This window comes from Ruegeria sp. AD5, assembly GCF_056542345.1.
On record NZ_JBQFZR010000002.1, the window covers coordinates 120,320 to 134,432 of the forward strand.

The 14,113-nt window shown below is 57.1% G+C and carries 13 protein-coding genes; 8 read left to right on the forward strand and 5 right to left on the reverse strand.

Annotated elements, in window-relative coordinates; translation table 11 throughout:
• Window positions 1-5: 5 nt before the first annotated feature.
• The 3 genes from ACR0JG_RS09160 to ACR0JG_RS09170 all read right to left on the reverse strand — a co-directional run bounded on the left by ACR0JG_RS09160 (window position 6) and on the right by ACR0JG_RS09170 (window position 3,157).
• Window positions 6-920: a carbohydrate ABC transporter permease gene (locus ACR0JG_RS09160; protein WP_170421115.1), complete on the reverse strand. Its 915-nt coding sequence runs from the start codon at window positions 918-920 to the stop codon at window positions 6-8.
• Between the two features lie 66 nt (window positions 921-986).
• On the reverse strand, window positions 987-2,237 hold the full coding sequence (locus tag ACR0JG_RS09165; RefSeq protein WP_170405048.1) for an ABC transporter substrate-binding protein: 1,251 nt from the start codon (window positions 2,235-2,237) through the stop codon (window positions 987-989).
• Window positions 2,234-3,157: an N-acetylmuramic acid 6-phosphate etherase gene (locus ACR0JG_RS09170; RefSeq protein WP_170421117.1), complete on the reverse strand. Its 924-nt coding sequence runs from the start codon at window positions 3,155-3,157 to the stop codon at window positions 2,234-2,236. Before ACR0JG_RS09170 ends, ACR0JG_RS09165 begins: the two co-directional genes overlap by 4 nt.
• 159 nt (window positions 3,158-3,316) lie before the next feature.
• Between ACR0JG_RS09170 and ACR0JG_RS09175 the strand changes: the two genes are divergently transcribed.
• The 5 genes from ACR0JG_RS09175 to ACR0JG_RS09195 all read left to right on the forward strand — a co-directional run bounded on the left by ACR0JG_RS09175 (window position 3,317) and on the right by ACR0JG_RS09195 (window position 9,272).
• Window positions 3,317-4,204: a glucosamine kinase nucleotide-binding domain-containing protein gene (locus tag ACR0JG_RS09175; RefSeq protein WP_480569230.1), complete on the forward strand. Its 888-nt coding sequence runs from the start codon at window positions 3,317-3,319 to the stop codon at window positions 4,202-4,204.
• Window positions 4,191-4,946 (forward strand): GntR family transcriptional regulator, encoded by a 756-nt coding sequence (locus ACR0JG_RS09180; protein ID WP_170393434.1) that lies wholly within the window; start codon window positions 4,191-4,193, stop codon window positions 4,944-4,946. The genes ACR0JG_RS09175 and ACR0JG_RS09180 overlap by 14 nt, the downstream gene beginning before the upstream one ends.
• Window positions 4,947-4,958: 12 nt before the next feature.
• Window positions 4,959-5,987, forward strand: a complete 1,029-nt coding sequence (locus ACR0JG_RS09185) for an SIS domain-containing protein (protein ID WP_480569233.1) — start codon at window positions 4,959-4,961, stop codon at window positions 5,985-5,987.
• The gene (gene nagA, locus ACR0JG_RS09190; protein ID WP_223118203.1) at window positions 5,984-7,117 is read left to right on the forward strand and encodes an N-acetylglucosamine-6-phosphate deacetylase; all 1,134 of its coding nucleotides are present in this window, start codon (window positions 5,984-5,986) and stop codon (window positions 7,115-7,117) included. Before ACR0JG_RS09185 ends, nagA begins: the two co-directional genes overlap by 4 nt.
• A gap of 154 nt (window positions 7,118-7,271) precedes the next feature.
• Window positions 7,272-9,272 (forward strand): tetratricopeptide repeat protein, encoded by a 2,001-nt coding sequence (locus ACR0JG_RS09195; RefSeq protein WP_480569236.1) that lies wholly within the window; start codon window positions 7,272-7,274, stop codon window positions 9,270-9,272.
• A 2-nt stretch (window positions 9,273-9,274) separates the two neighbouring features.
• On the opposite strand, the gene ACR0JG_RS09200 is transcribed toward ACR0JG_RS09195, so the two are convergent.
• A complete protein-coding gene (locus ACR0JG_RS09200; RefSeq protein ID WP_170563212.1) occupies window positions 9,275-9,577 on the reverse strand; it encodes a DUF6476 family protein in 303 nt (100 codons plus the stop codon).
• Here ACR0JG_RS09200 and ACR0JG_RS09205 point away from each other — a divergent pair.
• Both ACR0JG_RS09205 and rpoH read left to right on the forward strand, forming a co-directional pair.
• On the forward strand, window positions 9,576-10,610 hold the full coding sequence (locus ACR0JG_RS09205) for an RluA family pseudouridine synthase (protein WP_480569239.1): 1,035 nt from the start codon (window positions 9,576-9,578) through the stop codon (window positions 10,608-10,610). The two genes, ACR0JG_RS09200 and ACR0JG_RS09205, sit on opposite strands and share 2 nt — an antisense overlap.
• Window positions 10,611-10,757: 147 nt before the next feature.
• On the forward strand, window positions 10,758-11,654 hold the full coding sequence (gene rpoH, locus ACR0JG_RS09210; RefSeq protein WP_170393423.1) for an RNA polymerase sigma factor RpoH: 897 nt from the start codon (window positions 10,758-10,760) through the stop codon (window positions 11,652-11,654).
• Between the two features lie 47 nt (window positions 11,655-11,701).
• Here rpoH and ACR0JG_RS09215 read toward each other — a convergent pair whose 3' ends face one another.
• On the reverse strand, window positions 11,702-12,769 hold the full coding sequence (locus ACR0JG_RS09215) for a fasciclin domain-containing protein (RefSeq protein WP_480569242.1): 1,068 nt from the start codon (window positions 12,767-12,769) through the stop codon (window positions 11,702-11,704).
• 339 nt (window positions 12,770-13,108) lie between these two features.
• Between ACR0JG_RS09215 and ACR0JG_RS09220 the strand changes: the two genes are divergently transcribed.
• Complete coding sequence (locus tag ACR0JG_RS09220) at window positions 13,109-14,083, forward strand: Gfo/Idh/MocA family protein (RefSeq protein ID WP_480569245.1); 975 nt, start codon at window positions 13,109-13,111, stop codon at window positions 14,081-14,083.
• The last annotated feature ends 30 nt before the right edge of the window (window positions 14,084-14,113 follow it).

Below are 14,113 nucleotides of genomic sequence, written 5' to 3' on the forward strand. Positions count from 1 at the left end.
CACCCTCACAGCTGATACCGGCGCATCCGGGTCTGGATGCCGAAGAGGTAGATGCAGACACCCACAAGGATGATCGCGAACATGGCGCCTGCGATAGCGGAGCCCATATGCGGGTCGCCCAGTTGCAGTTGGAAGCCAAAGAAGGTGCGGTACATGAAGGTGCCTAGGATATCGGTTGAGAAATCCGGCCCTGCCAGCGCACCTTGCGAGACGTAGATCAGGTCGAACGCGTTGAAATTGCCGACGAATGTCAGGATCGAGATGATGCCAATCGAGGGAATGATCAACGGCAGCTTGATCTTCCAGAACGCCGAAGCACCGGTGATGCCGTCTATTTCTCCGGCTTCAAGGATCTCTTCAGGGATCGACAGCAGGGCGGCGTAGATCAACATCATCGGGATGCCGACGAATTGCCAGACCGAGACAAGTGCCAGTGTTGTCAGCGCGTATTCTTCCTTGCCCAGCCATGGTGCAAACAGCGACTTCAGACCAATGGCGTCCAGCATTGAAGGTGCGATGCCCCAAAGCGGGGACAATATCAGCTTCCACGCGAAACCGACGATCACAAAGCTCAGAATGGTCGGAATGAAAATTGCGGACCGATAGAGCGCGGCAAACCGCAAGCGTGGATGCGACAAAAGCGCGGCCAAAGCGATACCGATGGGGTTCTGAACCAGCATGTGGATCAGGAAGAACCAGAAGTTGTTGCCCAAAGCGTTCCAGAACTGCTCGGACCAGATCGGATCGAAGAACAGGGTGCGGAAATTCTGCAAGCCCACGTAGATACGTGTCTGATCAACCTCGGTGAACAGTGCGAGGCGCAGTGTGTTAAACAAGGGGAAGATCATCACTGCCGTGTAGACCAGCACCGCAGGGGCGAGGAAAACGGCAATGTGCCAGCGTATGCGGCGGGTCTGCATGGGAATCTCCGGGGGAAAGGTCCGGACGCGACGCGGTAGCCGCGTCCGGTGTGAGTGGCCTAGGTGTTACTGATGCGGTGCGTACCAGCTGGCCAGACCGTCTTGCAGTTGCTGACCCAGCGCTTCGGGTGTCTCGGCACCCTTGATGGCTGCAACGGATGCACCCCAAGTCTCGTTTTCGAGGTTCGGTGTGCCGCGCGACAGGATTTGGTAGGTCGAGCGGATTGTGCTTTCGCACTCATCCCGCCAACCGACGATTTCCTTGGCCAGTGGGTCTTCCAACTCGACCGGAGTGCTGGACAGCGGGAAAAAGCCGGGTAGGGCGTTTCCGAAGATGCTGGCGAACTCTGGGCTGGCGACCCACGCCAGGAAGGTGCGCGCAGCTTCTTGGTTTTCGCTCGCCGCGTTCATGCCTATGCCGATATCGGTGTGGTCCGAAATATAGCAGGTATCGCCCGCGTTCTGGACCGGTGGCTTAAAGGCGCCCATTTCGAAATCGGCCTGCGTGTTGAAGCCCGAGATTTCCCAGCTGCCTGCTGGATAGACCGCTGCACGACCCAGCGTGAACAGGTTCTGGCTGTCGGGATAGGTTTGCGCTTCATACCCGTCGCCGAGATAGTCGGCCCACTTGGCCAGTGTCGCATACGGGGCGACCCACTGGGGGTCGGTCAGCTTCTGCTCGCCTTTGATCAGCGCCTGACGACCTTCTTCACCTTTCCAGTAGTTTGGGCCGATATTGTTATAGCCCATCGTTGCGGCTTCCCACTGGTCATTGGTGCCCATCGCCATCGGGATATAGGTACCGTCTTCCTTGATCTTATCGAGGGCGGCAAAGAACTCAGCTTCGGTAGTTGGAACTTCGATGCCCAACTCATTGAACGCATCTTTGTTGTAGATGAAGCCGTGAATCACAGACGCCATCGGGACGCAGAAACTGGCAGAACCGTCATCGGTTTGCCACGCAGATTTGGCCACGTCCGAGAAGTTTCCCATGGCCTCAAGATCAGACAGATCGGTCAGGTGCCCCGACTCGTATAGCGCAAGCGAGGCATCAAACGGACGGCAGGTAATCAGATCGCCAGCCGATCCGGCCTCGAGCTTTGAGTTTAAGACAGCGTTGTATTCTGCCGGTGCAGAGGGCGAGAATATTACTTTGATGCCGGGATTCTCGGCCTCGAACGCCGGAATGATCTTTTCCTGCCACAACGCCAGATCGTCGTTTCGCCAACTTTCGATGGTCAAAGTGGCCTCTTGCGCATAGGCGCTTGTGACCAGCGCCGTGCTCATCATGGCAAGGCTCAGAACTTTGCGTGTCATTTGATATCTCCCAGGTTGATGGTTTCTTGGTTTTGTTTCATCCGCTCCAGCGCAGGGCGGAGGTGATCGTCGGTGTTGCTTAGCATTGCTTGCGCCGCGTCCAGGGACCCTGCGCCTACAGCCAAAAGGGCCGCGCATTTGAGGTTGCCCTCTGCCGCAGTCAACGCCTTTGTAGCCTGCGCGGAGGAAACACCGGTCAACTGACAGACGATCCCGTTGGCTCGGGCGCGTAGCTTGTCATTGTCAGCGCGCAAATTGATCATCATGCCGTCCTGAATATGCCCCAGTTCCATCGCCATCAGCGTCGAAAGCATGTTCAGTGCGATTTTCTGCGCTGTACCAGCGCCCATGCGGGTAGAGCCCGAGATCAGTTCAGGTGGTGTGGAAAGCAGGATTGGATGGTCAGAAAGCTGCAACAGTTCGGTGCCCCCGTTATTGGCAATGCCGATAACTGTGGCGCCTCTGTCCCGCGCGATCCGCGCTGCTGCGGTTGTGTACGGTGTGGTTCCGCTGGCCGAGACGGTGATCAAGGTGTCTTTGGCAGAAAGATCGGCCAGGTCTCGGGCAAGGCTGTCGGTGGCATCTTCGACATCTCCCGGCATCTCTACCCCTGAGGGCAATCCACCTGCCATGTGGATGCGAATCTGGCGGGCTGGTATCGAAAAAGTTCCCCCCAGTTCCAGCGCATCCGAGGCGGCCATCAAGCCGGAAGAGCCTGCCGCCAAATAGCGCAAAACCCCGCCCGATCGGATGGATTGCGCCATAGCTTTTGCGCCTGCGCAGAGGGTGGGCAGCGAGGAAAGCGGGGCAGCGGCAGCGTCGGCTTGCGAGCGGGCCAGCAGCTCGGCCACTTCAGTCAGCGGTCGGGCGTCAAGTCCGATCGCGTCTTGATGTAGCTGTTCGGTAACTGGCTTGGTCACGTGATTCTCCCCCGAGATTTTGAATATCATACCTTTTAGATACCATTAGTCTACCATTTTATTTTTACGCCCATTATTTTCAAGATTTAGATGAATATTACTGCGTTATAGCGTAATTTGGTCTTCAAAATTAGAAATAGGTATTATAAAGGTATCTCTATGAGTCGTCCTTCTGATACCATTGTGCTGGCCGCTGATGGCGGTGGAACACGCTGCCGTCTTGCTGTTTCAGACGGCTCTGCGGTTCAGTGTGTCGAGGTTGGTGCGGCAAATATATCAACCGATTTTGACGCAGCCTGCGCTGAGTTGATGCAAGGAATTGCTGCTTTGGCCCGACGTGCCGGACTAGAGGCAACTCAAATCGCTCGTGCGCCAGCCTACTTGGGGCTGGCCGGTATCACGGGGCGCGCGCTGGCTGATCGGCTGGCAGAAAAGCTGCCATTTGACCATGTTCTGATTGAAGATGACAGGCCCGCCGCATTACGTGGTGCGTTGGGTTCGAAAGACGGTTTCGTAGCGCATTGCGGAACGGGTTCTTTTCTGGCGGTCCAGAATGGGGATCGCAGGTCATTTGCCGGGGGCTGGGGACCTGTTCTCGGAGATCAGGCCTCGGCGCAATGGGTTGGGCGGCAGGCTTTGGCCCGTACGCTTGACTGTGTGGACGCTCTGAAGCCTGCGTCTGAATTGGCGGACAGCCTGTTGTCGCGTTTTGATGGCGCTGCTGGGATTGTCAGGGCCGCCTCCAAGATGTCGCCTACCGAGTTCGGAGCGCTGGCGCCTGTTGTCACGCAACACGCAAAGCAAGGGGATGCGCTTGCGCTGTCGATCATGGAGGATAGTGCGCAGTATTTGGCGGATCAGATGTTGGCGATGGGCTGGTTGCCCGGCCTTTCGATCTGCCTGACCGGCGGCATCGGCCCGCAATATGCGGAATTTCTGCCTGCGCCAATGCAACTGGAATTGACCGCCCCACTAGGTGATCCGTTATCCGGTGCCATCGCGTTGGCCCACGCCTTTCAAAAGGAGACCCGACATGAGCGTTGCTGACTTCCTGCGGCCCGAGGGTTGGCTGGGTCAGACTGCCGGTCCGCGTTACGTGCAGTTGCGGCAGCGGCTGGAGCAGGGGATCGAAGAGGGTATTCTGGCCCCGAACAGTTCGCTTCCGCCCGAGCGCGAGATTGCCGAACTGACGGACCTGTCGCGGGTGACGGTCCGCAAGGCGATTCAGGAACTTGTGCGCAAAGGCGCGATTGAACAGCGGCAAGGCTCGGGGTCATTCGTGCGTCAAGCGGTTGCACGGGTTGAGCAGTCGCTGTCGCACCTGACCTCGTTTACCGAAGACATGGAGAGGCGCGGTTTTGAAACGACATCAACCTGGTTGGAGCGCGGAATATTCCTGCCGTCACCTGATGAAATGCTGGCGCTGGGCCTATCGGCGAGTGATCAGGTCGCCCGCATTCATCGTCTGCGCGCGGCTGGCGGGCGACCGATGGCGCTGGAACGCGCGGCGTTGCCGCTGGATATATTACCTAACCCGACTGAGGTTACCGGATCGCTCTACGCCTTTCTCGAACACTCGGGCAATCGCCCGGTGCGTGCGATCCAGAAAATCTCGGCCATCAATCTCGAAGCAACCGAGGCTGGATTGCTGGACGTTGCTGAAGGTACGGCGGGGCTGCGCATTCAGCGGACCTCGTATCTAGAAAGCGGGCGCGTTGCTGAACTGACCCGATCCATCTATCACGGCGATGCCTACGATTTCGTAGCAGAGCTGCGTCTGTCAACCTGAAAGGCGGGGCTCATGTCCAGCGATACAACTCAAATGCGGCAGGAAATCAATGAGATACCTTTTGCCGTTGATCGGCTTCTCACTGATGGGACCACGGCGATTACAAAGACCGCAAGCGCGATCCGCGCGCACGATCCCGGCTTCCTGATTTCGGTTGCGCGAGGTTCGTCGGACCATGCCTGCAGCTATCTGAAATACGCTTCGGAACTGCTGCTGGGCCTGCCCATGGCCTCGGTTGGGCCGAGCGTGAAATCGATCTACGGGGTCGATATGCGATGCCCCGGGGCGCTGTGTATTTCGGTATCCCAATCGGGTCAAAGCCCCGATATCGTACAGCTGACGAAGTCCCTGACAGAAGGCGGCGCGTATTCGGTGGCGATCACGAACGATACCACGTCTGCACTGGCCCAGAACGCCACCTCGGCTCTGCCCATCCTTGCAGGCCCCGAGCTTAGCGTGGCTGCCACCAAGACTTTCGTCACCTCTCTGGTCGCCGGGCTTTGGTTGCTGGCCGAGGTCAAGGGCGACGATACCTTGCTGGCTGCAATTCACAAATTGCCGGAAGATTTATCGCGGGCGATCACCTGCGATTGGAGTGCGGTGGTCGAGGCAGTCGATGGCCAATCCCTGTTCACTCTGGGGCGGGGGATGTCCTGGGCGATCTCGAATGAGGCGGCGTTGAAATTCAAGGAAACCTGCCAAATTCATGCGGAAAGCTATTCCTCGGCCGAAGTTCTGCATGGCCCGGTTTCGATCGTGGATCAGGGCTTTCCGGTGATTGCGTTCTCGTCCGGAGACGCGGCTGAGGCCAACATCGCCGAAGTCGCCGATGCGCTCGCAGCTAAGGGCGCAAAAGTCTTCGCAACGACCAATCAGGTGTCTGATGCCGTGAGGCTACCACATGTCCGCACCACGCACTGGATGACAGATCCGGTAGCCTCAATCGCTTCGTTCTACGGTATGGTCGAAACTGTGGCCAAGCGCCGGGGCATCAATCCCGATGCACCGCGTCACCTGCGGAAAGTGACGGAGACGGTATGACCGATGCGACGATCACCTTCGCGGGCGGGCCTATCTTTGATGGTAAAACCCTGAAGGACGGCCACGCCGCCCGTTTCGTCGGCGGGCTGCTCGACAGTATTTTGCCCGAAGCCGAGTTGCCTTCGGATGAGATGGTTCAGGATCTGTCGGGCGATATTTTAAGCCCCGGCTATGTAGATTTGCAGGTGAATGGCGGCGGAGGCGTCATGTTCAACGACGATCCATCGGTCGAGACATTACAGCGTATTGCGGCGGCTCATCGCAAGCTTGGCGCGACGTCGATCCTTCCGACGCTGATCACGGACACGCCCGAAAAGACAACGGCTGCCATTTCTGCTGCTTCTCAGGCCATTCAGCGCGGAGTTCAGGGGATTGTCGGCTTGCATCTTGAGGGGCCGCATCTCTCGGTGCGACGCAAGGGCGCGCATGACGGCGGGCTGATCCGCCGGATGCAGGACGCTGATCTTGCACAGCTGATAGAAGCGGCAGGGGCGTTGCCTGCATTGATGGTTACGCTTGCGCCTGAAAGTGTCACGATTGCTCAGGTCGAAACGCTCAGCAAGGCGGGGGTCATCGTGTCGTTGGGGCACAGTGATGCCGAGTTTCAGACCTGCGTGGCTTACGCACAGGCGGGCGCGCACTGCGCCACCCATTTGTTTAACGCGATGAGTCAGTTGGGCAACCGCGAACCGGGGCTGGTTGGCGCAGTCTTGTCCAGCGGTGCGATGTCTGCCGGGTTGATAGCGGATGCAATCCATGTTCACCCGCAGACGATGCGCGCCGCCTTTGCAGCTAAACAGGGGCCGGGGCATCTGTTTCTGGTGAGCGACGCGATGGCCGTTGCTGGAACGGATCTGCAGGAATTCAAGCTGGAAGGGCGTGTCATCCAACGTGAAAACAGCAGGCTGACCTTACCGGATGGAACCCTGGCCGGGGCCGATCTGAACCTGACCACCGCGCTGCGCGTGTTGACAACGGATGTCGGCGTTTCACTGACGGACGCCTTGGCAGCGGCCACACGCATTCCGGCGGATATCATTTCCCAGCGCTCAATCGCGTGCCTGAACTTGATCTCGCAGGCCATTCGCATTTCTCCGGATTTGTCGCAGGCCCGTCCGGCGGTTGCTTAATTCGTGTTGCAACAAATTGCGAAACAGCGCGTTTTTCACATCTCGCCTCAACTGTAGCGGTTGTGTAAGACCTTAGGCGAACGTGGTTTGGGAATGTCTGTATGTATCAGATAATTGGAATAGTTGGCAGGGCATTGACCACCCGGATCGCGCAATGATCCAAACGCGTGGCGTTTTCATTGGTCAGCGTACGGATTGTTTGGGCGCGCGCCTGCTGATGATCCTGACCTGTATCCGTCTGGCCGAAGACTTTGGGACAGACTACCGGGTGAACTGGTTCCCGCAAGGCGCCGATGCGCCGGAGTTGGATCATCCCGAGGAGTTATTCACCAAAGACTGGATGGATGCGCATTTCCTTGATCAGGCAGAGTTCGACACGATAAGCGCGACCGCTCTGCCAATTTGGGCCTTCCAAAACGATCCATCACCCGAGCGGCTGATCGACCATTTGGCGTCTGGCCGTTCGGTTCTGGTCGAAGAAGCGAGCGAGATATTTGCCTTCCCGTGGGAAGATATCGAAACCATCCGTCCCCGCTATCGCGATTTCATACATAGCGTTGGATTTGTGGATGAGGTTCGTCAGATCATGGATCGCGCGGATCAGAAGCTCTCGGGGCAGGGGGTTTCGGCTTACCACATTCGGCGCGGAGAAATCCTGAACGGATTACCATGGAAGCATTCGATCTGGCCCGCCAAGATCGAACCTGACGAGTTTTACGAGGCCCATCTGGAGAAATCCAAGGGCCAGACGGTGATCATGTTTTCGGATCAGCCAGAGGTGATAGGCCGTTTCAAGCAACGGTTTCCGGAGCTCATGCAGATGTCGGATATCGCTGATCTGTCGGCTCTGACCCGGGCGCAGCGGGACTTTCTGGAGCTTTTTGCGATGTCACGGGCGGATCAGGTGATCGCGCCACACATATCTGGCTTTTCAATGGCTGCAGCCCGGATTTCGGGGCAGCAGCGTAAAGTGTTCCGCGATGTATTGTCCAAGGATGAGATGCAGGCGGCCAATGCGCGGTTCATCGAACGGGTTGCGAAGGGGCCATCGGCCTTTCTGAATCCCTCAGAGGCGGCGCATATCTATTCAAAGGCGGTGCAACATCTGTCAGCGCAGGATCGCTGCGAAGAGGCGTATGATAGTGCGAAACCTATTCTGGACGCCGGGGCCGACAACGCCTTTATGCCACTTCTGCAATCCCTGAACTGTTTTTACCTGTCGAAGTGGCAGGAAAGCGAGGCACATGCCAAAGAGGGATTGCAGAACCCGCATCTCTGGCCCGAAGACTATTCTGTTTTGTGCGCGTTGCGCGGCGCTGTTCTTGGCATGCAGGGCAAGCGCGGTGCGGCGACGCTGCACTTTGCTAAAGCGTTCTGGTCCAAACCCTTACGGCCGGATGTTGTGGTGCTGGGGTCCAGAATGCTCTACCGCGCCCAACTTGCGCTTAGGCTAATGCCGCCTGTGGATTGGTCGTTGCAGAAGGTCGTTCGGCAACGCCGGTTTGCACCGTTCAATAACCTGTATCTGGTTCAGCGTAAGGTTGTCGTCAGGCGTCCTTGCAACTTCGATTTCATACTCTTGGACTGGGCCGAGCTGGCGCTGGATCAACGCGCAAGTCGTATCTTTGATCACCAACAAAGATTGGAAGCGCTTTCAACCTCACTCGATGAGGTTCACGACGTACCAGCAGACGACCCGCGATTGTTGGGCGCGAGGGTGATACTACAGAGGCATCTAGGGGAAATATCCGGAGCTCAGGCGATCGATAAAATCCGCCAGATCGTGGCTGGAGTGCCGGAAAGTGCCTTGTACCAAAAGCGGCTGTCCGAACTTTACGAAGCAGAAGGCGATACCGAAGCTGCGCATCGAACGATGGCTGAGGCGCTGGCTTGTGACCCGGAAAGCCCGTTTCTCATGTTCGCCATGGGTCGCTTGCTTGAGCGGACGGGCAAGATCGGGCAGGGCGAGAAGCTTATTCTGAAAGCTGCCGATCTTGATGACGTGACCGTCGTTATTCAGGGCATGGCGGGCCAGATACACATGCGGCGCGGGAACAAGAACAAGGCACGTCCCTATCTTGAGAAAGCGCGCGATCTCTATCCGCCTCACAAGCGCTTTTCCAATCAGCTGAACCGGCTTTCGGGTCAGGCCTGACGCTAATCCAGCGCGACCTCTTGCCGTAGTTTTCCGGTTGTCTTGTCGAAGATCAGAATCCGATTGTCCTCGGTCACGACCGCATACCAGTTGTTGCCGATGGTCAACGCTTGCGCTTTTGCGCCGTCCGGAAGTTCGATCTGGTCGGGCAGCTTCGGAGTGCGGTCCGATAGGCGGATGACAATCAGGGCGAATGTCACTAGAACCCCGCCAATCATTACCGCGGTCAACAGCATGACCATCCGCCGCAGCAGTCGAAGCTGCGGTGTTTCCTGCGGTTCCTGAGGTTCGGAAGGAACAGTCATGGGCACCCGCCTGATAGAGTTTCATATCGCGGCCGCTCCGCCGCCCCGCCTTGATAAGGCGCTTGCGCGGGATGTGCCAGCGGAAGAGAACCTGTCGCGCACCCGGCTGGCCCGACTGATCAATGAGGGTGCCGTCACCGTTGATGGAGTCGCCGTAGAAGACCCCAAAGCCAAGATAGCCGAAGGTGCGCAGATCGGGATCACCGTGGCCGAGGCCGAGGACAGCCACATCGGTCCCGAAGATATCCCGCTGGAGGTCGTCTATGAGGATGACGATCTGATCGTAATCAACAAACCTGCGGGAATGGTGGTACATCCGGCTCCGGGGTCTCCGAACGGAACGCTGGTCAATGCGTTGCTGCATCACTGTGGCGATGATCTTTCAGGGGTGGGCGGCGTCAAGCGTCCGGGCATCGTGCACCGGATCGATAAGGAGACCAGCGGATTGCTGGTGGTGGCCAAGTCAGATGCGGCGCATCACGGGCTGGCCGCTCAGTTCGAGGCGCATAGTGTCGAGCGTTATTATCGCGCGATTTGCTATGGCTTGCCTGATGCCAATGATCCACGTCTGCGCGGGATCAAGGGTGTCAGCTTTGAGCCGGGCAACATCATGCGTCTGACGACTCAGCTGGCACGGCACAAGACGGATCGGCAAAAACAGGCCGTCCTGTTTCACGGTGGGCGTCATGCGGTGACGCGCGCACGGATTGTCGAGGTTTTTGGATCGCCGGGCAGCCTTTCTCTGATCGAATGCTGGCTTGAGACGGGCCGGACGCATCAGATACGTGTCCACATGGCCCATGCCGGCCATGGACTTGTCGGAGACCCGGTGTACGGCGGAAAGCGCAAACTGGCCGCGCGCGCATTCACGTCTGAGGCCGCCGAGGCGGTGCAGACTTTCCCGCGCCAAGCGCTGCACGCAGCAGTGTTGGGCTTCGAACACCCGGTATCGGGCCGGGCATTGCGGTTTGAGGCTCCACTGCCGCAGGATATGGCGGAGCTGCTGGAAAATCTTAGAAAGCCACTGAAATAAACTGCAAAGGCTTGTGAAAAAGGCCTTTTCAGCTTTCCTTTACATGGGGTTAATCTCAGACTGTTAACAGATCCTCTTGAATACACTGGGTAGCGTACCCATATCCCATGTTAAGGGCTTAAACATTTGTCCAAGGGGCGGAAATAAATGGCAAATTACTCAAATCTTCCGGCGCCGACACCCGAGGGTGGGCTGAACCGCTATATGCAGGAGATTCGCAAGTTTCCTCTGCTGGAGCCGGAGGAAGAATATATGCTGGCCAAGCGCTGGGTCGAGGAACAGGATACCGAGGCCGCGCATAAAATGGTCACGTCGCATCTGCGTCTGGCAGCCAAGATCGCCATGGGATATCGCGGTTATGGCCTGCCGCAGGCCGAGGTGATTTCCGAAGCCAATGTGGGCCTGATGCAGGCGGTCAAGAAATTTGACCCCGAAAAAGGCTTCCGGCTGGCGACCTATGCCATGTGGTGGATCCGCGCTTCGATCCAGGAATACGTCCTTCGGTCGTGGTCGATGGTGAAACTGGGTACAACATCGGCGCAGAAAAAGCTGTTCTTCAACCTGCGTAAAGCAAAGGCACGCATTGGCGCGCTGGAAGAAGGTGATCTGCGTCCTGAAAACGTGGCCAAGATTGCAGAAGACCTCGGAGTGACCGAGGAAGAAGTGATCAGCATGAACCGTCGGATGTCCGGTGGCGATGCTTCGCTGAACGCGACCGTGGGGTCCGAAGGCGAAGGCACCATGCAGTGGCAGGATTGGCTGGAAGATGAAGATGCCGATCAGGCTGGTGACTACGAGGCGCGCGATGAATTGGAAGCCCGGCGCGAATTGCTCGCTGCTGCGCTGGATGTTCTGAACGATCGCGAGAAAGACATCCTGACTCAGCGCCGTCTGATGGACCAGGCTGTTACGCTGGAAGAGCTGAGCACGCAGTACAATGTCAGCCGTGAACGTATTCGTCAGATCGAAGTGCGCGCGTTTGAGAAGCTTCAAAAGAAGATGCGTGAGCTTGCGCGCGAAAAAGGTATGCTGGGTTCAAACTGACCCCAGACAGATATCAGCCCGCCATATGAGCGGGCTGATTTTTTTTGTTATGCGAAAATGAAATCGGACTCGGACAGGTGGCTTGCCCAGACGCCTGATAGATAGATGCTGTCTCCGTCGTCCAATTCGATCTTGGTCCCGAAGAACTTACCGTCGATATCGGCTTCGATGTCCTCAAAGCTGGTAATGCCATCGTATTCGGACAGGTCGATCTTGTCCTTGCCGACGCGGAAATCGACAATCCAGTCGTGACCGTCGCCTTCATCGAACACAAACGTGTCCTTACCGCGCCCACCAAAGAGTTTGTCATTGCCTTCGCCGCCGTCGATGATGTCTTTCCCTCGGCCTCCGAAGATTTTGTCATGGCCTTCATCGCCACGCAGAATATCCTTTCCGCGCCCCCCGAAGATTATGTCGTTCCCGGCACCGCCAAGCGCCACATCATTGCCCGAGCCGGTGTTGATCACGTCATTGCCACCATCACCGTGAACAAAGTCTTTGCCGCGTCCGGTAAAGATGAATTCATCGCTGCTGTCACCCAGGATAAAGTCCGTGTTCTTTTTGCCCAGAATGCCCGACACCGAGACGGGTAGAAGTACGCCGTCAAGTACGTGAATGATACCGTTTGACGCATCCACGTCGAACGCGATCAAGCCGGGATCGTCGATGCCCGGATCGGCATCGCCCAGACTGGGGGGATCGCTTTCAAGGTTCAGTTCGACTGACGACCCAAGCAGAGTTTGGATTTCAGCCCCGTCGCCTAGACCGACCACTGTGGTGCTGTCGAACTCACCATCGACCACGTGATACTTCAAAATGTTGGTTAGCAAAGGGATGGGGTCTCCGCCGCCAAGCAGGGTGAGCGCCTTGATGATGTGGCCTAATGCTCCAGCCTCGTCATCCCCTTTATACCCAAGTGTTTGTGCCAGAGTAATAAAGGCGGCGTCATTTGGGGCAAAGACGGTCAGTTCTGCCTCAGGATTGTCCAGCGTTTCCGCCAGCCCGGCTGCAATCACCGCTTCGCGGAGAATGTCGAAATCCTGATTGTCGCTGTCAAACGTTCCGGGATCACCGCTTTTTAGCACTGTTCCTGTAATCGTATGTGTTGCTGGCATTTCAGTAAGCCTCCCACCCTGTTTGCCGTTGCTCCGGATGTTGCCAGAGCGCCATCCGAGCATGATCCAGTCGATGTTTGAGCTACGGCGGTAGTATCAGACTGGATCAACAAAACTGATTTGCGAGGGCAGGTTTGACGCCGATCGATTTTAGATTATCGATATAAAGTATAAGGTTATCGGGGTTTTTTAAACTCATCAAAAAATTTACAGAGGCGTATGATTTTCAAATAGATAGAGAAAGGACTGACTTATTGGCAGGTGGTTGATAGACAGATCAGGAACTGAATTACATAGAACTCGTCCCGGGCGGGTTACATCAATTTTTAGGGGGCGCGCATGCATAAACCGGTCAATTGGGGTGTTCTGGGTGCAGCCAGATTCGCACGACAACACATGGCGCCCGCCATCCATGCGGCAGAGGGCGCGCGGCTGGCGGGGTTGGCGACCTCGGATCCGGCCAAGGCCGAGCCCTTTGCCAGATATTGCCCTGATTTGAATGTCTACAACAGCTATGAGGCATTGCTAGCCGATCCTGAGATTGAGGCGGTGTACATCCCGCTGCCCAACCATCTTCACGTCGAATGGAGCCTGAAGGCGCTGGATGCGGGCAAGCATGTGCTGTGCGAAAAGCCGATGACCATGCGGGCCGATGAGTTTGACGCGCTGATCGCAAAGAGGGACCAGACGGGTTTGCTGGCTGCCGAAGCATATATGATCGTGCATCACCCTCAGTGGCATCTGACCCGTAAACTGATCGCAGACGGAGCGATCGGCCGGCTGGTCCATGTCACCGGGGCGTTCAGCTATGACAACCGGGCGGACACGGGCAACATCCGCAACCGTGCGGAAACCGGTGGGGGCGGGCTGCGTGACATCGGGGTGTATGTTATCGGCAGCGCTCGGTTTGCGACTGGGCAAGAGCCGGTCTCGGTCAGCGGTGCGATCCGGTGGGAAAATGACGTGGATGTCTTCACCGAAATACGCGCGCAGTTTCCCGAATTTACCTATTCCGCCTACGTCTCAACACGCATGCATCCACATCAGGAAATGGTGTTTCACGGAGAAGGTGGCATGATCCGTTTGACTGCTCCGTTCAATGCCCGTGTGTTCGGCGAGGCGCGGGTTGAACTGCACCGACCGGGCCTTGAAGTTCTGGTGCCCCGGTTTCCTGCGGACAACCACTATCAATTGCAGGTCGAAGCGTTCTGCCAATCGGTTCGCGAAGGGGTTGAATATCCCTGTTCGTTGGAATTCGTGAGGGGCACACAAGAGGTTATCGATCAGGTCTTTGACGCCGCCGTTTCGCTCTAGCTTGCCACTCCTGTGGTGTCTCGCGTATCC